At 58.5% G+C, this 23,064-nt stretch carries 13 protein-coding genes; 8 read left to right on the top strand and 5 right to left on the bottom strand.

What is annotated here, in order from left to right; genetic code table 11:
- Window positions 1–150 precede the first annotated feature (150 nt).
- The gene (locus J3U87_RS01285) at window positions 151–5,628 is read left to right on the top strand and encodes a DNA repair ATPase (protein WP_237381214.1); all 5,478 of its coding nucleotides are present in this window, start codon (window positions 151–153) and stop codon (window positions 5,626–5,628) included.
- 220 nt (window positions 5,629–5,848) lie between these two features.
- Here J3U87_RS01285 and J3U87_RS34940 read toward each other — a convergent pair whose 3' ends face one another.
- On the bottom strand, window positions 5,849–6,352 hold the full coding sequence (locus J3U87_RS34940; protein WP_272932447.1) for a prepilin-type N-terminal cleavage/methylation domain-containing protein: 504 nt from the start codon (window positions 6,350–6,352) through the stop codon (window positions 5,849–5,851).
- A gap of 518 nt (window positions 6,353–6,870) precedes the next feature.
- Between J3U87_RS34940 and J3U87_RS01275 the strand changes: the two genes are divergently transcribed.
- Entirely contained in the window at window positions 6,871–7,362 is a 492-nt protein-coding gene (locus J3U87_RS01275) for a nucleoside 2-deoxyribosyltransferase domain-containing protein (RefSeq protein WP_237381213.1), read from the top strand.
- 31 nt (window positions 7,363–7,393) lie between these two features.
- Window positions 7,394–9,676, top strand: coding sequence for a metallophosphoesterase family protein (locus J3U87_RS01270; protein ID WP_237381212.1), 2,283 nt, complete (start codon window positions 7,394–7,396; stop codon window positions 9,674–9,676).
- A 248-nt stretch (window positions 9,677–9,924) separates the two neighbouring features.
- Here the strand turns inward: J3U87_RS01270 and J3U87_RS01265 are convergent, their stop codons facing one another.
- The 4 genes from J3U87_RS01265 to J3U87_RS01250 form a co-directional block, all read right to left on the bottom strand.
- Window positions 9,925–10,890 carry a DUF1573 domain-containing protein gene (locus J3U87_RS01265; protein WP_237381211.1) on the bottom strand — a complete coding sequence of 322 codons (966 nt, stop codon included), beginning with the start codon at window positions 10,888–10,890 and terminating at the stop codon, window positions 9,925–9,927.
- A gap of 173 nt (window positions 10,891–11,063) precedes the next feature.
- Complete coding sequence (locus tag J3U87_RS01260) at window positions 11,064–12,089, bottom strand: NADP-dependent oxidoreductase (protein WP_237381210.1); 1,026 nt, start codon at window positions 12,087–12,089, stop codon at window positions 11,064–11,066.
- 197 nt (window positions 12,090–12,286) lie between these two features.
- The gene (locus J3U87_RS01255) at window positions 12,287–13,678 is read right to left on the bottom strand and encodes an O-antigen ligase family protein (protein WP_237381209.1); all 1,392 of its coding nucleotides are present in this window, start codon (window positions 13,676–13,678) and stop codon (window positions 12,287–12,289) included.
- A gap of 341 nt (window positions 13,679–14,019) precedes the next feature.
- Entirely contained in the window at window positions 14,020–14,685 is a 666-nt protein-coding gene (locus J3U87_RS01250; protein ID WP_237381208.1) for a TetR/AcrR family transcriptional regulator, read from the bottom strand.
- A gap of 623 nt (window positions 14,686–15,308) precedes the next feature.
- Between J3U87_RS01250 and J3U87_RS01245 the strand changes: the two genes are divergently transcribed.
- The 5 genes from J3U87_RS01245 to J3U87_RS01225 all read left to right on the top strand — a co-directional run bounded on the left by J3U87_RS01245 (window position 15,309) and on the right by J3U87_RS01225 (window position 23,025).
- A complete protein-coding gene (locus J3U87_RS01245) occupies window positions 15,309–17,675 on the top strand; it encodes a 3-hydroxyacyl-CoA dehydrogenase/enoyl-CoA hydratase family protein (RefSeq protein WP_237381207.1) in 2,367 nt (788 codons plus the stop codon).
- A 12-nt stretch (window positions 17,676–17,687) separates the two neighbouring features.
- Window positions 17,688–18,863 (top strand): acetyl-CoA C-acyltransferase, encoded by a 1,176-nt coding sequence (locus tag J3U87_RS01240; protein ID WP_237381206.1) that lies wholly within the window; start codon window positions 17,688–17,690, stop codon window positions 18,861–18,863.
- A 16-nt stretch (window positions 18,864–18,879) separates the two neighbouring features.
- Window positions 18,880–20,682 (top strand): acyl-CoA dehydrogenase family protein, encoded by a 1,803-nt coding sequence (locus tag J3U87_RS01235; protein ID WP_237381205.1) that lies wholly within the window; start codon window positions 18,880–18,882, stop codon window positions 20,680–20,682.
- A 274-nt stretch (window positions 20,683–20,956) separates the two neighbouring features.
- Complete coding sequence (locus tag J3U87_RS01230) at window positions 20,957–22,285, top strand: AAA family ATPase (protein ID WP_237381204.1); 1,329 nt, start codon at window positions 20,957–20,959, stop codon at window positions 22,283–22,285.
- 5 nt (window positions 22,286–22,290) lie between these two features.
- Complete coding sequence (locus tag J3U87_RS01225; protein ID WP_237381203.1) at window positions 22,291–23,025, top strand: HNH endonuclease; 735 nt, start codon at window positions 22,291–22,293, stop codon at window positions 23,023–23,025.
- Window positions 23,026–23,064: the final 39 nt, after the last annotated feature.

The raw sequence follows: 23,064 nt of genomic DNA, 5'->3' as shown, positions 1-23,064 counted from the left end.
ATGGACCGCGATCCCGGCACGAAACGATCCCGTGCCCCGCGACGGGCCCGCCTCGGGCCGGCGCCTTTGCATCCATTCATGCGTCGCGTCGCACCCGAACGCTCGGGTGCCGGCCGCGTGACGAACGTTCTACGGAAGGATGGTCCGATCATGGCAGAAAACCAGGAAAGCCAAGCGCAATCACAGGTGCAATTGGAAGGCGGCACCTATGAAATCATTCGCAACCGCCTGGAACAACACGCCTCCGAGCTGCGCTCCCGCTTGGACAAATTGAACCATGCACGCAAGGAAACCTTCGGGTCCATCGAAACCCGATTGATCGGCAACGAGCGCATTTCCACCGACAACAACTGTACGCCACGGGATATGGTACCCATTGGTGCCAACATGCTGTTCGGTTACAACGTCCAGCTCGGTCTGCGTTCCGAAACCACTTTGGCCGATGTGTTCGCCGACTACACCTTTTCCGAGGGCGCTTTTCACAAACAGTCGTTGAGTCTGATCGAAGACGCGCAATTCGTCGCGGATTTCCAGAATCTCTACAAGTATTACAAAAAGACCTACTTCGCCAAGTTCATGACCATCGGTCCCCACCTGTTCATGAAGTTCCGCGTGGGCAAGAACCCCAAAGATTTCAAGACCTTCAAATGGTTGATCGGTGACGACGGAACCCTCACCTACGTGGACAACCGCAGCGACCACGAGTTCAAGTACCCATCACAGCTCGAATTCGAGTGGACCCGCACCTCCCGCGACATGCACCGCGAAGGCCGCCACCCCCACATCTCGATCGATGATCGCGTGTTCGTGGAAACGGTGGGCGGCGACCTGACCATCAAAGTCGAGGACAACACCGCCGACGGATCCGGCATCTACGCCGAACCGGTCGAAAACAAAGACCAAACCCTCGACGACGCCGAAATCTACTACGCTTCGGTCGGTCACGTCATCCTGCTCAAGATCCGGCCCTACCAGGAAAAGGAGAGTCGCTACCTGGTCTTCAACGAGAAATTGGCCGAAGTCCACCGCATCGATGCCATCAAGGACACCTGCGTGCTGCTGCCCGACGACCACGGGCTTATTTTTCCGCGCGGCTATTACCTGCTCAACGGCGAGTTCAAGACCTTCGATACCGACCTCGAGGACATGGCCTTCGAACGCCGCGTCGCCTCTCCCAACGGCGAAGATTTCCTCTACGTGTTCTACAACCGCATTTCGGGCCTCTACATCCTGCTCAGTTACAACCTGATCCAGCAATCGGTGGCCACACCGATCCTGTGCCACGGCTTCTCGATCTTCGAAGACGGCACCCTGGTCTACACCCGCACCGAAGAGGAGCCGCAAAAGCACCACGCCATCCAGATCTGGCAGACCTCCTTCCTGGGCCCGAACTTCAAGATGGAAGCGGCCAGCGACGACCCGCTGTTCAAGATCGGGAACAAGGACATCGTGCGGTGCATGGCCGAGTGCGGCGAACTCCTGACCCTGATTCACAAGGAAGAGACCTACGAAACGCTGTACCTCGACATGGTCAAGAAAGCGACCGACGTGATGGACAGCTATTTCTGGTTGGCGCAGGAAGAGGCCTTCAAACTCCACGACGTGCTGGGCGGGATTCGCGAAAGCGCCAAGTCGGCTATCGACGAATTCGAGAAGGTCGTTCGCATCAAGAAGGCGACCCGTGAAGAGGTACAGCGGGTCGGTGACAAAACCGAGGCCCTGCTGAAACAGGTGCGTCATGCCCATTTGGAGGAAATCGGCGAGTTCGTCTCGTTGCTTGCCGAAAGTCGCATTCTTCGCGGCGAAATCATTTCCACCAAGGAACGACGTTACGTGGACGAGGCCGCGGTCGAGGCTCTCGAGCAAAAGGTCGGCGAACAGGTGGAGAACCTGTCGGCCAAATGTGTCGAGTTCCTGCTCGATCCCGAAGCGCTGAGTCCCTATCAAGGCCGTGTCCAAACACAAAAGTCGGCCATCGATGAATTGGTCAAGGTGACCGAGGCCAACGAAATCGAAGAGCAGATCGACCAGACCTCCCGCGATTTGGAAATGTTGATCGACATCGTCAGCAACCTCAAAATCGAGGACGCGACCCAGACCACGCGAATCATCGACAATGTCTCGGCCATCTACGGCGAGCTGAACCAGGTCAAGGCCGCACTCAAGACGAGGCGCAAGGACCTGGCTCAGGCCGAGGGCGTCGCCGAGTTCAACGCCCAGATGAAGCTGCTGGGCCAGAGCATCATCAACTACCTGGACGTCTGCGACTCTCCCGACAAATGCGAGACCTACCTCACCAAGATCATGGTCCAATTGGAAGAATTGGAAAGCCGATTCTCCGAGTTCGACGATTTCATCGAGATGCTGGCCGAGAAGCGCGAGGAAGCCTACAACGCCTTCGAATCCAAGCGCCTGCAGCTCGTGGAAAGCCGCAACAAAAGGGCCGCCTCGCTGTCCTCGGCGGCCGAACGCATCCTCAAGGGCATTCAGAATCGGGTTGCCGGATTCGAGAACGTCAACGAAATCAACGGTTACTTCGCCGGCGACATGATGATCGAGAAAGTGCGATCGATCGTCGGCCAGTTGATGGAGCTGGACGACACGGTCAAGGCCGACGACATCCAAAGCCGCATGAAAACGATCAAGGAAGACGCGGTTCGCCAATTGAAGGATCGCCAGGACCTGTTCAGCGAAGGCGGCAACGTCATTCAACTGGGTCGCCACAAGTTCTCGGTGAACCAGCAGAACCTGGCCCTGACGGTGGTGCAGCGCGAGGACGACCAGTATTTCCATTTGACCGGCACGGACTTCTTCGAAAAGATTACCGATCCCGACTTTCTGGCCACCCGCGAAGTCTGGAACCAGGAAACCGTTTCGGAGACGCGCGAGGTCTATCGCGCCGAGTTTCTCGCCTTTCTTCTGCTTCGCCACATCGAGAGCGGCGCCGAACTCGACCTGGAAAAGGCCTCGATGCTCAACGAGGAAGACCGCCTGGAACTGGTACGCAAATTCATGGGCCCCCGCTACGACGAGGGCTACGCCAAGGGCGTTCACGATCACGACGCATCGCTGCTGTTGGGTGCGCTGATGGAATTACGCCAAAGCCTGGGCCTGCTCTCCTACGATCCGCGGGCACGGGCCTGCGCCACCATTTTCTGGTACCACTTCTGCCCGAGCGGGCCAAAGGCCGCCCTGACCCAAACCGTCGGCGGCTTGGCCAAGCTCCTGAGCCTGTTCCCCGAGCACAGCCGCACCAAAAACTACGTGGCCGAGCTGCGCAGCTTGATCGACCGATTCCTGGAAACCTCGGGCCTGTTCGAAGCGGAATGGTCCGAAGAAGCCGCTCAATACCTGTTTCGCCAACTGCTCATGGGCGAGCACTTCAAGATCAGCCGCGAAGCCCATGAGATCTATAAAAAATTCACGGGCCACCTGCGCACCAAGAACTTCTGGCTGCCCTACCAACAAAGCGTGCGCGACCTCGAAAAGGACCCGGCCAAGGCCTTCAACCTGGTGCGCGACTGGGTCACGGCCTACCTGGACCAGGAAGCCGATCACCTGGATCTGGATCCGGAATTCGCCGACGAGGTGGCCGCGATCCTCTTCTGCGAGACCCACGACCGCGGCGATATCGCCGAATCGGGCGTGTCCCGCGACATCCAGGGCCTTCGCGGCGACCACTCGCTCATTCAGAAGGGCGGTTATCATCTCAACTACAACGATTTCATCGCCAAGCTGACCCGCTTCGAACGCGAGACCGTGCCGCGTTTCCGCGCCTACCAGCACCTGAAGAAGGAGTTGGTGGACAAGTTCCGCGTCGAACTCCGCCTGGACGAATTCCAACCGCGGGTGCTCTCCAGCTTCGTGCGCAACAAGTTGATCGACGAGGTCTACCTGCAATTGATCGGCGACAACTTGGCCAAACAGATGGGCAGTGCCGGCGAACAGAAACGGACCGACCGCATGGGCCTGCTGTTGCTGGTATCGCCTCCCGGTTACGGTAAAACCACCCTGATGGAGTACATTTCCAACCGCTTGGGCCTGATCTTCATGAAGATCAACGGGCCGGCCATCGGCCACGACGTCACCGCACTCGACCCCGCCAGCGCCCAAAACGCCAGTGCCCGCGAAGAACTGAAAAAGCTGAACCTGGCTTTGGAAATGGGCGACAACATCATGATCTACCTGGACGACATCCAACACTGCAATCCGGAATTCCTGCAAAAGTTCATCTCGCTCTGCGACGGCTCACGCCGCATCGAGGGCGTCTACAAGGGCCGCACCCGCACCTATGACCTGCGCGGCAAAAAAGTTTGCGTCTGCATGGCCGGCAACCCCTACACCGAAAGCGGGGATAAATTCCAGATCCCGGACATGCTCGCCAACCGCGCCGACACCTACAACCTCGGCGACATCATCGGCGAAACCCAGCGCGTGTTCGAACTGAGCTACATCGAGAACTGCCTGACCTCCAACCCCGTGCTCAACAAACTGGCCACCCGCTCCCAGAAAGATGTCTACACCATGATCCAGATCGCCGAAACCGACTCGCGCGAAGGCACCGAACTGGAGGGTTCCTACACCGGTGAAGAGGTCAACGAAATCGTCAACGTGCTCAAGAAAATCATGCGGGTGCGCGACATCATCCTCCAGGTCAATCTGGAGTACATTCGCTCGGCGGCACAGGAAGACGCCTATCGCACGGAACCGCCTTTCAAACTGCAGGGCTCCTACCGCAACATGAACAAGATCGCCGAAAAGATCCTGCCCATCATGAACGACGAGGAGCTGGAGAACCTGATCACCACCCACTACGAAAACGAAGCGCAGACATTGACCACCGGCGCCGAGGCGAACCTGTTGAAATTCAAGACCATACAGGGCACGTCAAACGAAGGGGAATTGGGTCGTTGGCACGACATTCAGGAAACCTATCGCAAGAAGCAGGCGATGCTGGGTGTCGACGGCGAGGATCAGTTCGGCCAGGTGGTCCTGCAACTCATGAACTTCAACGAGGGGTTGGGCGGCATCCGCGACATTCTGGGCTCGGGTCTGGCCGGTCTCGCCGAACGCGGTGCCGCGGACGAAGAGCCCGATGTCAGTCTGAACGAAACGCGCCTGTCGCCGGAAACGATCGCCCAGCTTCGCTCCGTCTTCGCCCCGGTGCTGGAAACCGTCGCCGAGAGCGGACGGCGACATGCGACCACCTTGATGGGCCATCATCAAAAACAAAACGAGACGACGGCCAAGGAAGGGCGCTTCCTGCTCAAGGTGTTGCGCCACCAGTTCAACCTGATGCACCACTGGATCAAGCCCACCTATGAGGCGGTCCGCGAGCAGGATCAGGAGTTGGACGCCTTGCAGGCGGCGGTCAAGGCCAGCCTGGGCACGCACGGACAGATCATCGATTACCTCAAGCGCCTCATCGGTGAAGCGAGTGCGCCGACACCTGCGCCCACCGCCAGCGTTCAACCGACCCCGCGGCCAAAACCCCGTGCCGAGCCTTCGGCGCGAACCGGTGAAGGTCCGGTCAAGACCAAACCACGCCCTCGGGTGCCGGAACTACCCGATCCTCCCAAACGTCCCCCATCCCCGCCCAAACAGGACGCCACCGGCAAGAAGCCTTGAGACGAGCCGGATGCCGGGAGCGACAATGGAAGGATCCCGGCAGAACCTCGACCATCGTTCGCAGTGCGAATTCCGCCGGCTCGGCCCTCGAAACGAGCGCCGGAGCGGCCGAACACCCGAGCCCAGGCCCGAACCGAAAGCCCAAAAATTCACTTCGCAAAAAGGAAAAGCCCCCTACACCGAGGGGGCTTTTCAAAGAATTCGCAGGTTCCATCAACCATTAGGGACAAGCGGTATCCGGGTGCTTGTTCAAGCTGGTCAACTCGGTACCGTCGGGATCGGTGATCTCGACTTCCACATTGCAAGCACCGGTGCCCTCGTTACAGAGCATGCACCAACGTCCGTCACAGAGGTTACACCCGTCGGTCCATGCCCAGCCGATCACGACGCGAGCGAGTTTGGTATCGGGCTGTGACTTGGTGAGCGTGTAGGTCGAGTTACGGACAACCGGCAGACCGGAACCGATGGTGACGTCGATACCCGCTTCACAATGGGTTCCGTGAAGCCGGCCGGTGGCGCCGTCCAAGGTGAGCGGCGTGTCCATGCCGCACTCGTCCAACCAGGCCATCATGGGTTCCTTCAAGTTGTTACAGGCACCGATCTGCTTCATTACGGTGGACTTTTGGCGATAGATGGAGAACATGGGCAGCGCGATCGCGGCCAAAATGGCAATGATGGCCACCACGACCATCAACTCTACTAAACTGAATCCTTTTTTAGTCATCTCACAAATCCTTTTTCTTAATCAAGTTTCCCTCAGGCTCAGCATTCTGCCGTTGTGTCACCTAAAAGCACCCGTCGAACTCGGAAAGTCGGAACCTATTTCGAGAGGTGTGCAGTGCGCCGATCAAAAAATAAATGCGAGATCCTACTCTTGAACACAGCAAACGGGGACGACACGCAAAACCAACAGACGCCTTAAAGACTTTAAAACAAAGTCTAATTGACGTCTCGCCATCGAACACACCGGAATATTACGTCGCCCGAATCACAAAAGCAATACTTTTATTTCATTTTTTTGACTATTTGACTCTAAAACACAAACTAACCGACCCCGTTTAGACCCCCACACAGAAACACACCTCGTTTCCGGCCTGTCATTTCAGGAGACCTCGGTGCGTTCTCCACTTCCTCGCCTCGCATCGACGACAGCCCTCCGGTATAATGAGCCAGCTTCATTCAAATCTCTTGGTTTCATAAAGATCTGTCCCATCTTGATCCTTCCGCAGAGAGATGATCGCCATGGACCTTCGGGCACAGCTCCACAAACCGCCAGATCCACTTCCCCCCACCTTTCACAAACCGGCCGTCTTTTTGGCCGGATCGATCGCCATGGGCCGCGCCGAACCCTGGCAGGAACAGGCCTGGGACCGACTCGCCGTGCACGATCTGCACGTGCTCAATCCACGGCGCGATACGTGGAAGTCGGAATGGGGCACATCCGATGCGGATCCCGTCTTTCGAGCTCAGGTCGAATGGGAATTGAACGGGTTGTGTCGCGCCGATTGGGTTCTGATGTATTTTGCGCCTGACACCCAGGCACCGATTACCCTGCTTGAGTTGGGCCTCACCGCGGCGAGCGGCAAAGTTCGCGTCGCCTGTCCCAAAGCTTTCTGGCGCAGCGGCAACGTGGCGGTCGTTTGCCGCCATTTCGATCTGCCGCTCTTCCCCGATTTGGACAGCATGCTGGCCTCGTTCGAAGAAGAACTGAACCGCGCGGGAACCCATCCATGAACGAACCTTCCCTCCCAAGGAGATCGATTCCATGAGTGTGTCGCCTGCCGCAAACCTCACCACCCTGCCACTCGTGCTGGCCGGCCCCATTCTCCGCCAGACATCGCCGGAATCGGTCGCGGTCTGGTTGGTGTCGAAGGCGCCCTGTCGTGTCCTGCTGCGGGTTGTCGATGGCGACGGCGCGACGGTGCTGGAGGGCGAGGCCAGGACGCTCGCTATCGGCAAACACCTATTCCCCTGCCTGGTGCGGGCGGCCGCACCCAACCCGATCCTCCAACCCGGGATCGTCTACGGTTACGATTTGACATTCACTCCCGAAGACGGCAGCCCGTCCCAATCCTTGGAAGAAGCGGTCGGAGATCCGGACGCGATCCGCTACCCGCCGTTCAGCGGACCCACGTTCGTGCTACCTCCCGCCGATCTGAACCATCTGGGCTTGGTCTACGGATCCTGCCGCAAACCCCATGGTTCGGGGCAGGACGCGTTGGCCGGGCTCGATCGGCTGCTGGCACGTACCGCCGGGAACTGTCTCGACCGGCCTCAACAGCTATTCCTGCTGGGCGATCAAATCTATGCCGACGACGTCGCCGATTGCCTGCTGTACCTCATCATGGACGCGGTGCAACACCTGTTCGGATACGACGAACCCCTGCCGGGACGGATCAAACCGGACCAGCTCGGGCCAGGACGCCGCAAACGCCTGGCCCACGCCTGTCATTTGACGTCCCTCTTCTCGAAAAGCCACCTGCTGCGGTTCAGCGAATTCCTGGTCATGTACATGATGGTTTGGAGCGACACGCTATGGCCTCGAGAACTACCGAATTTCGCCAAGGTTCACCCGCATCATCCCAAGCGGGCGTTCGGAGCCTCCAAGCGCCGGATTCTCTTCAACCAGGAACGCAAGGCGGTGAACCGATTTCGCAAGACCCTGGGCGGAGTGCGGCGCGCGCTCGCCAACATCGCGACCTACATGATCTTCGACGATCACGAGATCACCGACGATTGGTATCTCAATCGCGAGTGGACCGAGCGCACCGCGACCCATCCACTCTCGCGACGCATGATCGCCAACGGCATGCTCGGCTACGCCGTGTGCCAAGGATGGGGTAACGCGCCGCAAAACTTCGAGACCGGACCCGAATCGCGGCTGCTCTCGAACCTGTCCACCTGGTGCACGACGGGGTTCCCAGCGGAACGGGCCGGGAACATGGACGCACTGTTGGGCCTCCCGGAGCCCAAGACCAAAATTACCAAACTCGCACGCGATCCGGAGAAAACCTGCACCTGGCACTTTCGGGTGTGTGGACCTCGCCACGAGGTATGGGTGCTCGATACACGCACCTGGCGCGGCTTCCCCGGCAAGAAGGCGACCGACATTCCCGATCTGCTCAGCGGCGCGGGCTGGAACCAGCTCAGGGAGCCCGCGCGCCCGCAAACCGAAATGGTGCTGGTGGTGGCGCCCACCAATGTGATCGATTTACCGCCGACCGCATGGGCCTCGAAGCTGATGGCCTTCTTCAGGTCCGTTTATCATGCCGACTACGGCGATTCGTGGGAATCGCAGACCGAAGCGTTCGAGCGCCTGCTGGGTTATCTGGCGTCCAACACCTATCCCGAAGGGCACAAACACGCCCTCACGATCTTGAGTGGCGACGTCCACTACGGTTTCGCCGCCCGCATCCACTATTTGGGGCCGCGACCCTATCAAGCTCCCAGTGGGAACAAGGAGTTGGAGGTGGTCATGGCCCACCTCACCAGCAGCTCGTTCCACAACCAGAACCACCTGACCCGGATCTTTCACCGCCGCGGCTACTGGCCGCCACTCCCTTGGAATTACGCCTGGGCGGGTTGGCACGAACGACCCAAGATTCACACGCGTTCCTGGCGGGGTCGCATCAAGGCCTTTTTCCAAATGTGGCGTACGCGCAGTCCGGTGCACGAGCCGCCACTGCTCAACATGGGCAACATGCCGCGCGAAGTTCACGTGGAGCCGCTGCCCGACTGGCGTTATCGAATCGATTTTCTCGGCGGGCACCGTCCCGCGCCGGAACGCCTACCGGAACCCTATCCCGAATTCATCGGAACCCAGGGACGGGACATCGTGGGCGTCAACAATTTCGGCCTGCTTCAGTTTCTCTGGCCCGAGGATCCGGACCTGCGCTGGATTCGCCAGGAGCTCTGGTGGTATTCGAGTAGCGGGCACATCGCGCCGTTGACGCAATTCGAGATTCCATTGGCCTTTGGGGAAGACGAGCCTTTCGCGATCCCGCGCCTGCCCCAGGAAGTGGAGGAAGAACCGGGCGACGAGGACTGAGCGCCGGAGATCGCTCGGAACGCTCATCCGAAACGATCCGTCGCAACCTCCGCGCAGGCCTCATCCGGTTGGCGATCCATCCATCGGCGCGACTCGCCACCTGAATGTGACGCGTTCCTTCGACCAGGTATACCCGGTCCGGGGCCCCATAAAAGAAAAAATCCCGAATCGGGCCTGAATCGACCCAATTCGGGATTTTCGAGATGAGGGCTGGGTGTCGTGACGAACGGCCGTGGCCCCCCGTGCTTTTAGATGACGCTGCCGCGAACCGGGATGTGGATCTGCGGTTGATCTTCCAGATCGGTTTTCAGGGTGATCACGCCGTTGAACTTGCCTTCTTTGGCTGCGTCGGTCAGCTTGACTTTCAGGCGCTTGTTACCGCCCGCGTCCTCGACTTCGGCTTGAATGAAGGCCAGGTCGGATTTCATTTCCAAAACCTTGAAATCTTTCACCAGGTTGGGGCGCAGGTTGACGGTGGTTTCACGAGCTTCGCCCTTCTTGCTGGAGAAGAAGTACACCGAACGAGGGGTGACCTGAATCGGCTGAGCCACGCGGATTTGGACACGTGCCTTGATTTCGGGCTGCTTGGGGCTGTTGGTCTTGAACGTGATCTGAGCTTGAGTGGCGTTGCGGCCGGTGGGAATCTGCTTGCCGACCGTCGAGACGTTGATCACCCATTTCTTGTCGCTCACCTTGATCGGCTCGGCCTTGACGAAATCCTGGTTGGAAGTCACTTCGGAGATTTCCAGCTTGTCCATCTTGGTGGTTTCCACGTGAATCTCTTTTTTGACCACATCGTTGTTGCGCGGCACGTTGACCATGTTGAGGAAGGTCGGGGTGACGTTCACGTCGCTGCTGATGACGCCTTTGATGTGCAGCACGGTCTTGGGATTTTCAGCATCGTTGGAGGTCACCGTGATGGTCTTGGTGATGTTGCCGTTGAAACGGGAGGAGTTGAAGGAAACGGGAATCACACCGGACTCGCCGGGCTCGTAGCTCGCCTTTTCGGGCTTCGCGGAAGTACAGCCGCAAGATGGTTTGACATCTTGGATCTGGAGAACCTCGTCACCTGTGTTGGTGAACTTGAACTCGGTTTCGACCTTATCGCCTTTGTCGATGTCGCCGAAATCGTGATCGGTTTTTTCAAAAACCAGCTTGGGACCCGCAACCAGGGGCAGGGTGCACAGGAAAAGGACAAGACATTTCTTCAACATGGTGGCCTCTGTTTCATTGTTTTTTCCTGGAGATCGAAGCTCCAGGTTCGGACGCGACGCCCGAAACTGTTCGAGTGTTCACAAGGTAGCAATTCACCTTCGAAAACGCGTAGGGATCATGTCGGACTTTTGTTTAGGTTTTGTCAAACTACTCAAAGCAAACACGTTACATATCAGGAACGCGGTGGTTCCGACACCATCACCAACTGTTTGCCGATATTGGCCCCGGTGAACAGACGATTCAGTGCCTCGGGGGTGTGCTCCAGGCCTTCCACCACGTCGACGCGATATTTGATCTTTCCGGAGGCAAGCCACGGCCCCACTTCGGCGATGCCTTCGGGGAACCTGGACATGTAGTCGGTGATGATGAAGCCCTCCACTTTCGCTCGCTGCATGAGGATTTGCGCGAAATGGTAGGGGCCGGGCACCGGTTTGGTCGCGTTGTAGGACGAAATCAGACCACACAGGATGATTCGGGCATGCAGGTTGATTTGCGACAGAACCGAGTCGAAGATGGCCCCACCGACGTTTTCGAAATCGATGTCGATGCCGTTTGGACAGGCCTCGCGGAGCGCGGAATCCACATCCTGGGTCTTGTAGTTGATGGCCGCGTCGAAGCCCAATTCATCCGTCAGCCAGGCGCATTTTTCGTCGGTTCCGGCGATCCCGACCGTGCGACAGCCGTGAATTTTGGCGATCTGACCGGCAATCGAACCCACGGCTCCGGCCGCGGCGGAAATGACGATCGTTTCGCCGGCTTTGGGCTTGCCGATATCCCGTAGACCGAAATAGGCGGTCATACCGGTGGCACCGAGCACACTCATCCAGGCATCCAAGGGTACGGGCACGCCCTTTGGGACCTTCCCCACCTGGTCCGGCGTGACCACCGCGTACTCCTGCCAACCCCAAAGGCCGTGAATCAGGTCTCCCACCTCGAGTTGCGGCGACTTGCTCTCCTCGACGACACCGATGACCACCCCGCGCATCACGGCACCGATCTGCACCGGTTCCATGTATTGGGGCATGTCGGTCATCCAAATCCGGTTGGTGGGATCGACCGAGAGGTACAGGGTTCGCACCCGGGCTTCGCCTTCGCCGAGATCCGGGACCTCGCTTTGGACATATTCGAAATCGTCGGCCTTGATGTCGCCTTCAGGACGTTTTTTGAGTAGCCACTGGTTGTTTTTCAGCACGGACATGGATCCTCCTGGGGTTCGGGAAATGAAATGAAACGCCGAATACCTGCCTGACAATCGAACGAATTACGTAAAGACAGAGCACATGAAAAGAGCTACGGCTCCGGTGATCTCGGCGAAGTGAAATTAAAACGATTCTCACGCGAACACAAACACCTGTAAAGCGCGGAATCCTAAAAAAAGGACGGGTGCTCGGGTGATCACAGAATCACCATTTCCGGTTCGCGCTCCGTTTGGGCATCGGTCGCCTGGCCCTTTTCGCCACCTCCCGCTTCCCTTGATTCATCTTCTTCCTCGGGAAGGAGCTGTTTGCGCTTGTTGGCGATCAACAGGCCCGCACCCCAACCGGCCCAAATGTAGAACATGGTATTCGTGGGGTAGGCGAAATAAACGGTGGCGATGGTGAACATGGAACCCGCCATGCCGCCCGCGATGGCCCAGGCGAGCTTGCGCGGCTTCTCGTCGATGCGACTGTTGAAGCCCAGCTTGGCCAACGAGATGATGGCGCCACCTCCCAAGAACAAAATCGCGATCACGGGAAAGACGCCCCAGCTCAAGCCCCACAGGATGTAGGCGTTGTCGATCGACTTCTGATCGCCCACCTGAGGCAGATTCAGAAAACCGTAACCCAGGTAGGGCCTTTCCTGAATGTAGCCTATGTAATTGAAAATGAGGTCTTTGCGGTAGATGACCGTTTCTTGGGATTCGGAGGTGGCCGTCTCACGCGTCAGGCTCATGTATTCGGCGACCTTGAAACTGATCGGGATCGACAACAGCGCCGCGAAAAAGACCGCGGTGATAAAGAGCTGGAGGCGGAACTTCGACTGACCCATCGCGTACAGGCCTGCGGCCAGATAACCACCGATCATGGGTCCGCGGCTCATCGTCATCATCAAGCCCCACCAGCACCAGAAGGCGTAGAACCAGGCTTTGGCGGTGCTGCCGCCCTGCTTGGTCTGGGCGAGCCACAGCGAGAGCGGCCACACGAGCGTATAGGCCAGGGCGCAAATGATCGAGTGCACGAAGGGACCCTGAATTCGGAAGAACCCCCAACGCGGGTAGACGAAGACACCGCCCATGCCGGTATCGTAAACCGGCCAGAAGTCGCGCACCCTCATGAAGAAGTTCTGGCCCATGCGAAACTCGTACAGGCTGAGGATCGCCACCAGCACCATCACGCCCACGTAGCGCTGGGCCAGGCCGGCGCTCTCCTTGTTGCGCAGGGCCAGGTGCTTGGCGGCCAGGTAGGGACCGATCTGGTAAAAGAGATCCAAAAACACCATTTGGCGGGCCGAGGCCAGAGACTCGTTGACCAACTCGCTCAGCGCGACGAAGAAGGTCCACATGTAGACGAAGATGTCCAACCAATGGAAATCCTCGAGGACCGAACGAAGGGTCTCCCGCTGAAACAAGAAGGGAATGAACGCGGCCAGGTAGAAGGTGATCGGTGGCACGCCGGGCCCGTCCCAGTGAAGGTAGGTCGGGACGAACACCATCAGCGGTATATAGAAGTATAGAAACGCCCAGTGATAGCCGCGCGACAGGATCAGAGCGGCGGAGATGAACATGGGAAGGAGGGCCAGCTTGTCCATGGGCGCTTCGTTCCTGTTGGAGATTCGAACCGGGTGGCGGATAACGCGTCAAGCTTACCGCGGATCCAGGACGTTGGCCAACCGCGGATCGACGGGAAGTGACCCCGATGAGAAAAGCCCCATCACCGCGTTCTCCACGTTCCATTCAGGCCTACAGGGGTCCTGCGAGCGCAGGACCGAGACATGGATTCCTGTCCTCGGGATCCGCGAGGAGCCGGCATGTTCACTCCGGCTCGGGCTTTCTCTTTCGAGAGCGATGCCGAGATCCCCACCCGTCCTTCACGGAAGCCATGTCGATCCAAAACCGCGCGAGCGGGTCCAGGGTTGAAAGGCGAGACGCCTCAGGGCAACGTCTGGCGCCCTTCCTCGATCGAAGCCTCGGACTGCGGTTCCTCGTGATTGGTGCAGAGACCGTTGAGGAAAATGTCCAAGGTCGGTTTGGCCATGTCGATCAGATTGTAATCGCGGGTTCGCAGCACCCAATTGGTGGCCATTTCGTCAACCGCGCCGAACAACAGCTTGGCCGTAATCCAAGGATTGACCTCGGACCGGATGTGGCCCTGCTCCTGGGCGTCGCGAATCACCCGTTCCACGATGTTGAAGTATTGCCGTAACTTGCTCTGGGAAAAGCGCTTCATGTGGTGAATGTTGTGACGCAATTCGATTTGGAAGATGCAGGCAAGGTCTTCGTCCGATCCCAGTGCCTTCAGGTGCAACTCCACGATTCGCTTGAGCTTCTCGATCGGGTCCGCCATCTCGTCGATGACCGACAACCCCTCGCTGATGAAGCGATCCATGATCTCGTCGAAGATACCCACCAGCAAATCGTCTTTGTTCTCGAAATAAAGGTAAAGGGTGCCGTCGGCCACCCGTGCGGCCTTGGCGATCTGGGACACGGTCGTACCGTGATACCCGTTGCGCGCCATGACACGAATGGCCGCCTCGTGAATGCGCTGCTTTTTCTCGAGCTTTTTGATCTCGCGGATCGAACCGTTTTTGGACGCCATCTTCACCTGGTTCCTTTCTTGGGCACCGCCAGCGGTACCATTGAACTCGCATCGATGCCCCGGGTGACCTGGCCCGGAAACCCACCTGCCCCTGCCGCGCGGCAGCCGAACCCATTCGGAGCGTTCGAGCCAACCGTCCACAACGAAGGCAAAAGGCGAATCCGTCTATTTTCACCCGAAGTCGGCCCGCTTGGGAATACCCAAATTGGGTCGGTCGCGGAAGGGAAGCGCGCCACCGAGAAAGTTGTCCGACGCGAGAAGCGGGCGGTGCGCCGAGAAAAATCTGACGCATCGCGGCAGTGAATTGCGGTTCAGTTCTTGTTGCGGGCCACTTCGGTTTGTTAAAATAAAAACCAACGCGAAACAAGCGCCAAGGCTACACAGGCTTTACAATCCCGCGTCAAGCGCCGGCCCCGAGTCTCGAAACCCCAGCACCGAAAGCACTTAAACGCCTTGTCCCGAATGGGTTGATCCTGACGCAAGCTGTAAACCCCCGCTCGACACGTGGCAACCCAGCTCACACATTTCGACTGAACTGGTGTTCATTTGTTTTCTTGACAAGATGCGGAAAGATCGGCATATTGAAGCTAAAATGAATGAGCATTCATCTACGGAGGTATCTCGTGAAGGAAATTCAGAAGGTCGCCGTTCTCGGTGCCGGCGTGATGGGCGCCACCATCGCCGCGCACCTCGTCAACGCCGGCTGCGATGTCGTCCTGCTCGATCTCCAGATCGACAAAGACGGCAAACAGGTGAACCTGGCCGATTTGGCCGTCAACACCATGAAAAAAGCCAAGCCCTCTCCCATCTTCTTCAGACCTTGGCTCTCCCGCATTCAAACCGGGAATTTTCAAAATGATCTCGCACTCCTCAGCGACGCCGATTGGGTCATCGAAGTCGTCAAGGAAGACATCAAGATCAAGCACAAGCTTTTCGAAAGCATTCTCCCCCACCTCGACAAGAGCGCCCTCCTCACCTCCAATACCTCGGGCATCCCCATCAACGAACTTTCCGAGGTCCTCCCCGAAGACATCCAGCCCCGTTTCTTCGGCACCCACTTCTTCAACCCCCCGCGCTACATGAAATTGCTGGAAGTGATTCCCGGACCCAAAACCGATCCGGAACTGCTGAAATCCTTCCACGAGTTCGGCGAGACCACCCTCGGCAAAGGCGTCGTCTTCGCCAAGGACTGCCCCAACTTCATCGCCAACCGCATCGGCGTCATGGCCATGATGGCCGTGATCCACACCATGATCGAAGACGAGTACGGCATCGAAGAAGTGGACAAGATCATGGGTCCCCTGACCGGCCGCCCCAAATCGGCCGTGTTCCGCACCGCCGACCTGGTGGGCCTGGACACCTTCGTCCACGTTTCCGAGAACCTCTACGAAGCGGCCCCCGAAGACGAAAAACGCGACCTCTTCAAGATCCCGCCCTTCGTCAAGCAAATGGTGGAAAAAGGCCTGCTCGGCAACAAGTCCGGCAGCGGTTTCTACAAGAAGAGCAAGGGCCCCGGCGGTAAGCGGGAAATTCAGACGCTGGATCTGGAAACGCTGGAATACCGCCCCAAAGCCAAAGTCAAGCTGCCCAGCATCGAGATGTTCAAAAACATCGAGGACGTCGTCGAACGCATCGCGAAAGTGAGCTTCAGCGAGGACCGCGTCGGCAAATTCGTCTGGAAAACGCTTTCCGAAGTGTTGGTCTACTCGGTCAATCGCCTGGGAGAAGTGGCCGACGACATCGTCAACGTCGACCGCGCCATGCGCTGGGGCTTCAACTGGGAGTTGGGTCCCTTCGAGACCTGGGACGCCCTGGGCGTCGCCAAGGTAGCCGAGAAACTGGAAGCGGAAGGCCGCGAGGTTCCCAAGCTGGTGCGCGACATGCTCGACCAGGGCGTGACCTCCTTCTACGACCTCGCCACACCCCAAGCCAAGTACTTCGACGGCAAGGAAATGGCCGCGGTTCCCGAACGTCCCAACGTCCTGATCCTGGCCGACCACAAAAAAGACAAGACCAAGATCGTCAAAACGTCCGCCGGCGCGAGCCTGGTGGATCTGGGCGACGGAGTCCTGTGCCTCGAATTCCACTCGAAAATGAACGCCATCGGCGGCGACACGATCGGCATGACCGCCCAGGCGGTGAAGATCGCCGAGGAGCAGGGTTGGGAAGGCCTGGTGGTCGCCAACCAGGGTGGTAACTTCTCGGCCGGCGCCAACCTGATGCTGCTGCTGATGGAGGCCCAGGAAGGGAACTTCGAAGACATCGACCTGATGGTCCGCGGCTTCCAGCGCGCAACCACCAGCCTGCGCTACTGCAAGCGCCCCGTCGTGGTCGCGCCCTACGGCCTGACCCTGGGCGGCGGCTGCGAGTTCAGTCTGCACGGCGACGCGATCCAGGCCTCGGCCGAAACCTACATGGGTCTGGTCGAAGTGGGTGTCGGTTTGATTCCCGCCGGCGGCGGCACCAAGGAAATGTTCCTGCGCCACGTCTACCAGGCACACAAACGCGGCGAAAAGAACCTGTTGCCCGCCCTGCAGAAAGTGTTCGAGGCCATCGGCATGGCCAAGGTCTCGACTTCCGGCGAAGAAGCTCGCGATCTGGGCTTCCTGAAAGATACCGACGGCATCACCCTCAACGGCGATGCACTGGTCACGGCAGCCAAGAAACAGGTGCTGGGCCTGGCCGCGGCCGGTTACACACCGCCCCCCGTTCCCAACGACATCCCGATCCTGGGCGAGCCCGGGTTCGCGGCACTGAAAATGGCCCTGTACATGATGGAAGAAGGCGGCTACATCACGCCCCACGACAAAACCATCGCCACCCACCTGGGCCGTATCCTGACCGGCGGCAACCTGACGCCCGGCCAGACCATGACCGAACAAGACATGTTGGACCTGGAGCGCGAAGCCTTCCTGCGCCTGACCGGTGAGCGCAAGACACTGGAACGCATCCACCACATGCTGACCACCAACAAACCGTTGCGGAACTAAGGGGAGGAACACATGGGCAATGTATATGTCGTATCGACGGTGAGAACGCCGGTTGGAAAAGCCAACAAGGGCAGCTTCGTCCACACCCGCCCCGACGACTTGGCGGCGGTAGCCATGAAAGAGGCGGTCGATCGGGCCAAAGGCCTGAATCCCGCCGACATCGAAGACATCATCTTGGGCTGCGCGATGCCCGAAGCCGAGCAGGGCATGAACGTGGCGCGGATCGCGCAAATGCGCGCCGGCCTGCCGGACACGGTTCCGGCCCTGACCATCAACCGGTTCTGCGCCTCCGGGTTGCAGGCCATCGCCTTCGGTGCCGACCGCATCAAAAACGGCGACGCCGACGCGATCCTGGCCGGCGGCACCGAAACCATGAGCATGATTCCCATGGGCGGCAACAAGATCGCCCCGAATCCCTACCTGGTGGAAAACGCACCCGAGGTCTACATCAACATGGGCCTGACGGCCGAGAAAGTGGCCGAAAAGTACGACGTCTCGCGGGAAGACCAGGATGGATTCGCGCTGGAAAGCCACAACAAGGCGCTCAAGGCGATTGCCGAAGGACGCTTCGAAGAAGAGATCGTGCCCGTTCCGGTGACGATCAACACCAAAAACGGCCGCAAGGTCGACACGCGCACCCTCACCGTCAAGCAGGACGAGGGACCGCGCGCATCCGACATGGCCGGCCTGGCCAAGCTGAAACCGGCCTTCAAGATGACCGGTTCGGTTACGGCCGGAAACAGCTCGCAAATGTCCGACGGCGCCGCGGCGGCCGTCCTGATGAGCGAGCGCAAGGTCGAAGAGCTCGGCCTCAAGCCGATGGCTCGCTTCGTGGACTACGCCACCACCGGCTGCCGTCCGGAAATCATGGGGATCGGACCGGCACTGGCTGTCCCCAAACTGCTCGACAAGGTCGGTCTCAAGCTCGAAGACATCGGCCTTTTTGAATTGAACGAGGCCTTTGCGGCGCAATCGCTGATGGTGATTCGCGACCTGGGCCTCAACGAGGAAATCGTCAACGTCAACGGCGGCGCGATCGCGCTCGGCCACCCGCTGGGCTGCACGGGCGCCAAGCTGACGGCCACGCTCGTTCACGAGATGCGCCGTCGCGACGTGAAGTACGGCATTGTGACGATGTGCGTGGGGGGCGGCATGGGCGCCGCCGGTCTATTCGAACTGGTTTCTTAAGGGGAGGACTCTGAACATGACAGTAGCTGAAAAGGAAAAGAAAAAAAGTTTGATTGTGGGCGGTAGCTTCCTGACGGAAGCGCACCCGCTGGCCGAGATCTTCACTCCGGAAGATCTGACCGAGGACGATCACGATCTCGCGGATACCGTCGCCGACTTCGTGGAAGGCGAAGTGGTGCCCAACATCAAGAAGTTGGAAGAAGGCCGTAACGAAGACATGGTCGCCATGCTCAAGAAAGCCGGTGAATTGGGTTTCCTGGCGGCCGAGGTCCCCGAAGCCTACGGCGGCATGGATCTGAAGAAAACGACCGCCACCTTCGTCGGTGAAAAGCTGATCAAGCACGCCGGCTTCATGGTCAGCCTGGGTGCCCACACGGGCATCGGCACCATGCCGATCACCTATTTCGGCAACGAGGAACAGCGCACCAAGTACCTGCCGCGCCTGGCCAGCGGCGAGATCCTGGCGGCCTACGCCCTCACCGAAACCAGTTCCGGTTCCGACGCCATGAACGCCCGCACCAAGGCGGTCCTGAGCGAAGACGGCCAGCACTACGTGCTCAACGGCAACAAGATGTGGATCACCAACGCCGGCTTCGCCGACCTCTTCATCGTGTTCGCCAAGATCAACGGCGAGCAGTTCTCGGCCTTCATCGTCGAAAGCGCCTGGGAAGGCGTCAGCGTGGCCGCGGAAGAGAAGAAAATGGGCATCAAGGCCTCTTCCACCCGCATGCTCAACCTGGACGACGTGAAGGTTCCCGTCGGCAACCTGCTGGGGCAGCCGGGCGACGGTGCCAAGATCGCCTTCAACATCCTCAACATCGGTCGCTTCAAGCTGGGTGGCGCGGCCGTGGGCGGCTGCAAGCAGGCCCTGGAGTGCTCCACCAAATACGCGATCGACCGCAAGGCCTTCGAAAAATCGATCACCGAGTTCGGCGTCATCAAACACAAGCTGGGTGAAATGGCGATCCGCACCTTCGCCACCGAATCGATGGTCTACCGTTCGGCCGGCTACATCAGCGCGGCTCTGGAAGACATCGACTTCAACGAGCAAGGCGCGGCGGAGCGCATCCTGAAGAGCATTCGCGAATACGCGATCGAATGCGCCATGGCCAAAGTGGCCGGCTCCGAGGCCCTGGACTACGTGGCCGACGAAGCCGTTCAGATTCACGGCGGCTACGGCTACAGTGCGGAGTACGAGGTAGAGCGCATCTACCGCGACAGCCGCATCAACCGGATCTTCGAAGGCACCAACGAAATCAACCGCCTGTTGACCGTCGACATGCTGATCAAAAAGGCCATGAAGGGCGAACTGCCCTTGATGGAGAAGGTTCAGGCGCTGATGGGCGAACTGATGGGCATGCCTTCCTTCGACTTCGACCAGGACATGAGCCTGTTGGCGGACGAGAAGAAAGTGGTGGAGAACGCCAAGAAGATCGGCATGTTCATCGCTGGCGCCGGCTTCCAGAAGTTCATGGAAAAGATCGAGCACGAGCAGGAACTGCTGGCCATGGCGGCCGACATCTTCACCGAGACCTACGTGATGGAATCGGCACTGCAGCGCACGCTGAAAAAGGCCGAGAAGGACGGGGAAGAAGCCGCCGAGCTGATGATCAAGATGACCAAGGCCTTCATCCACGACTCGATCGAGCGCATCGGTCCCATCGCCAAGACGGCCCTGGCCGCCATCGAAGAGGGCGACGCCCTGATGACCATGAACGCCGCACTGCGCCGCCTGCTGAAGCACCAGCCGGTGAACACCGTGGCCATTCGCCGCGATGTGGCCGCGGCCGTGATCAACAAGGGCGGTTACCCGCTTTAATCCGAACGATTCGGGGCGACGCCGGGCGTCGCCCTCACATTTCCTGTACCCCCGGACCCTCCCGTGGTCCTATCCGGAGCCTCGAGCCGGATCGCGGTCCCCCGCCGCGGTCCGGCTTTTTTCGTTGGGGCGCCAATCCCAAGTGTCCTAGAATGATCCCGAAGCCTTTCGGTGGAAATTTCCATCGATAAAAGGACACCCAACACGTCGTTTTCTCGATACCAAGCGATAATCAGGATCCTTTGATCCCGGAAGAATGCCTTGGGGGTACTCTTTGCGAATCGATTCTCTGCGACTGCAGAATTTCAAAGGGTTCGACGACCAATCGTTCTCGTTTGGCCCGACTTTCAATCTGCTGATTGGCGATAACGGCAGTGGAAAGACGGCAATTCTGGACGCATTGACGATCGCGATCGGCTCTCTTTTTCTCAAATTCGCCGATGCACCCAGCCGCCACATTCGTCAGGACGAGGTTCGCCTGAAGACCGTCAGGTGGGACAACGGCCAAGGCGTCAACCGCGAACCTCAATACCCCGTGGTGATCGGCGCCCACGGGCACGTTTCGGGAAAGCCTCTCGAATGGGAGCGTCGTCTAAAGACCGGATCGTCGCGAACGGATCGCATCAAGGCCAGACCTATACTAAATGTTTCGAGCTCTTTGCAGAAAAACGTCATGGAGGGCAAACCTACGCCCCTGCCAGTGATCGCCTACTACGGAACCGGTCGCTTGTGGCTTCAGAAGCAAGACCGTACCACGAGCTTGGGTAAGGCCGAGTCCCGACTGGCGGCATATTCGGACAGTCTCGATCCGGCTTCCAACGAAAAGCAATTCATTCGGTGGTTCATCGACCAGGAATTCGCCAATTTTCAAAACACCAGTCGCGGCGACAAGCCCGACGAAGTCCTGGGTGCCATCAAGCGGGCCATTCAGAAGTGTTTGCCAGGATGCGAATCCTTTTTTTACGACGGAAAAGAAAAAGCCATCTGCGCCCAATTTTCCGATGGTCGAAACCTACCCATCGAAAAGTTCAGCGATGGTGAACGCAACATGATGGGCATGATTGCCGATCTCGGCTCCCGTTGCTGTAAGTTGAATCCCTTCTATGGCGGCGAGGCTCTGCAGCGCACCGAAGGAATCGTCCTCATCGACGAAATCGACCTCCATCTTCATCCAAACTGGCAGCGCCGAGTGGTCGGAGATTTGAAAAGATGCTTCCCCAAGGTCCAGTTCATCGCAACGACCCACTCCCCCTTTATCATTCAGGCACTCAACCCAACGGAGGATTACACCATCCGTCTCACCGAAGAGGATGGCGCACTCCCCGGGAGCACCGACACCCTGGGAATCGAAGACATCGCGGAAATTTACCAAGGGGTCGAAAACCCTCAACGCAGCAGGCGGTATTTCGAGAAAATCGACGCGGCGGAGCGATACTTCGAGGCGATGGATCGCGCCAAGAATGCACGGGGAGCCGAACGACAAGAACGTATTGCCGAATTGAATCAGCTCATGAAGGAGATGGAACTCTTCGGGCACGATCCCGCCTTCCAAGCGGCGCTGCGTTTGGAGCGCCGTGCCCAAGGGCTTGGGGATTCGAATTGAGACCCGTGGAGAAAGGTCTCTGTCCCTCGCAATGGAGGGCCGGCGAAAGCGATCTTTCCAAAGATTATGGAGATGCGAAAGTATACCTGGTCGAGCGAATTGGGCCCTATTGCTCCTATTGCGAATTGTTTATCGGCTTGGGAGCCAATCGGGCAATCGAGCACAAAATCGCAAAGGCATATCGACCGAGCTTAAGAAATACTTGGACCAATCTCTTGATTTCATGCACCATGTGCAATTCCCATAAAACCCAATTCGATGGCAAACCCCCATCAAACGCCAAACCCGGTCGAGATTTCGACCTCGACGCATTCCTCTGGCCAGATCGCGACAACACCATGCTCGCATTTGAATACCGAGAGAATGGTGACATCGATGCGGATACAAGTCATCCGGCGAATGTCCTCGCAAAGGCGCAGAACACGATCGGGATGTTCCGATTCAATCAGGAAGATTCCAAGTCGGATACGAGAAAAGCGCTGCGACGCGCCATTTGGCACACGGCCAAGAGGCATTTGAACAACGTCGAGAAAGCACGCCAAAATGGCGCAAACTGGGACGACATTCTCACAGATTTATTGGACATCGCAAAACATCGCGGGTTTTGGACGGTATGGATGGTGGTTTTTCAGGACCATCCCGAAGTGCTGAAGGCATTGATCGAGGGCTTTGCGGGAACGGCATCTTCCTGCTTCGACGAACAGGGACGGCCATTGAAGCGGGAAGGTGGGCGCATTTAAAGCTTCTGGCCATAGCGTTCTCTGCATCCATCCAGTCAG

Origin of the sequence: Sulfidibacter corallicola (assembly GCF_017498545.1) — a bacterium.
In the GTDB taxonomy this organism is placed as follows: Bacteria; Acidobacteriota; Holophagae; order Acanthopleuribacterales; family Acanthopleuribacteraceae; genus Sulfidibacter; species Sulfidibacter corallicola.
Note: the sequence above shows the minus strand (reverse complement) of the source record. Positions and strands in the feature narration are given on the sequence as shown.

What these genes read in the sequence shown, in the direction of transcription:
- J3U87_RS01260 (WP_237381210.1), bottom strand. Translation starts at nt 12,089, where the DNA reads ATGTCCGTGCTGAAAAACAACCAGTGGCTACTCAAAAAACGTCCTGAA.
- J3U87_RS01285 (WP_237381214.1), top strand. Translation starts at nt 151, where the DNA reads ATGGCAGAAAACCAGGAAAGCCAAGCGCAATCACAGGTGCAATTGGAA.
- J3U87_RS01235 (WP_237381205.1), top strand. Translation starts at nt 18,880, where the DNA reads ATGACAGTAGCTGAAAAGGAAAAGAAAAAAAGTTTGATTGTGGGCGGT.
- J3U87_RS01250 (WP_237381208.1), bottom strand. Translation starts at nt 14,685, where the DNA reads ATGGCGTCCAAAAACGGTTCGATCCGCGAGATCAAAAAGCTCGAGAAA.
- J3U87_RS34940 (WP_272932447.1), bottom strand. Translation starts at nt 6,352, where the DNA reads ATGACTAAAAAAGGATTCAGTTTAGTAGAGTTGATGGTCGTGGTGGCC.
- J3U87_RS01275 (WP_237381213.1), top strand. Translation starts at nt 6,871, where the DNA reads ATGGACCTTCGGGCACAGCTCCACAAACCGCCAGATCCACTTCCCCCC.
- J3U87_RS01240 (WP_237381206.1), top strand. Translation starts at nt 17,688, where the DNA reads ATGGGCAATGTATATGTCGTATCGACGGTGAGAACGCCGGTTGGAAAA.
- J3U87_RS01265 (WP_237381211.1), bottom strand. Translation starts at nt 10,890, where the DNA reads ATGTTGAAGAAATGTCTTGTCCTTTTCCTGTGCACCCTGCCCCTGGTT.
- J3U87_RS01270 (WP_237381212.1), top strand. Translation starts at nt 7,394, where the DNA reads ATGAGTGTGTCGCCTGCCGCAAACCTCACCACCCTGCCACTCGTGCTG.
- J3U87_RS01255 (WP_237381209.1), bottom strand. Translation starts at nt 13,678, where the DNA reads ATGGACAAGCTGGCCCTCCTTCCCATGTTCATCTCCGCCGCTCTGATC.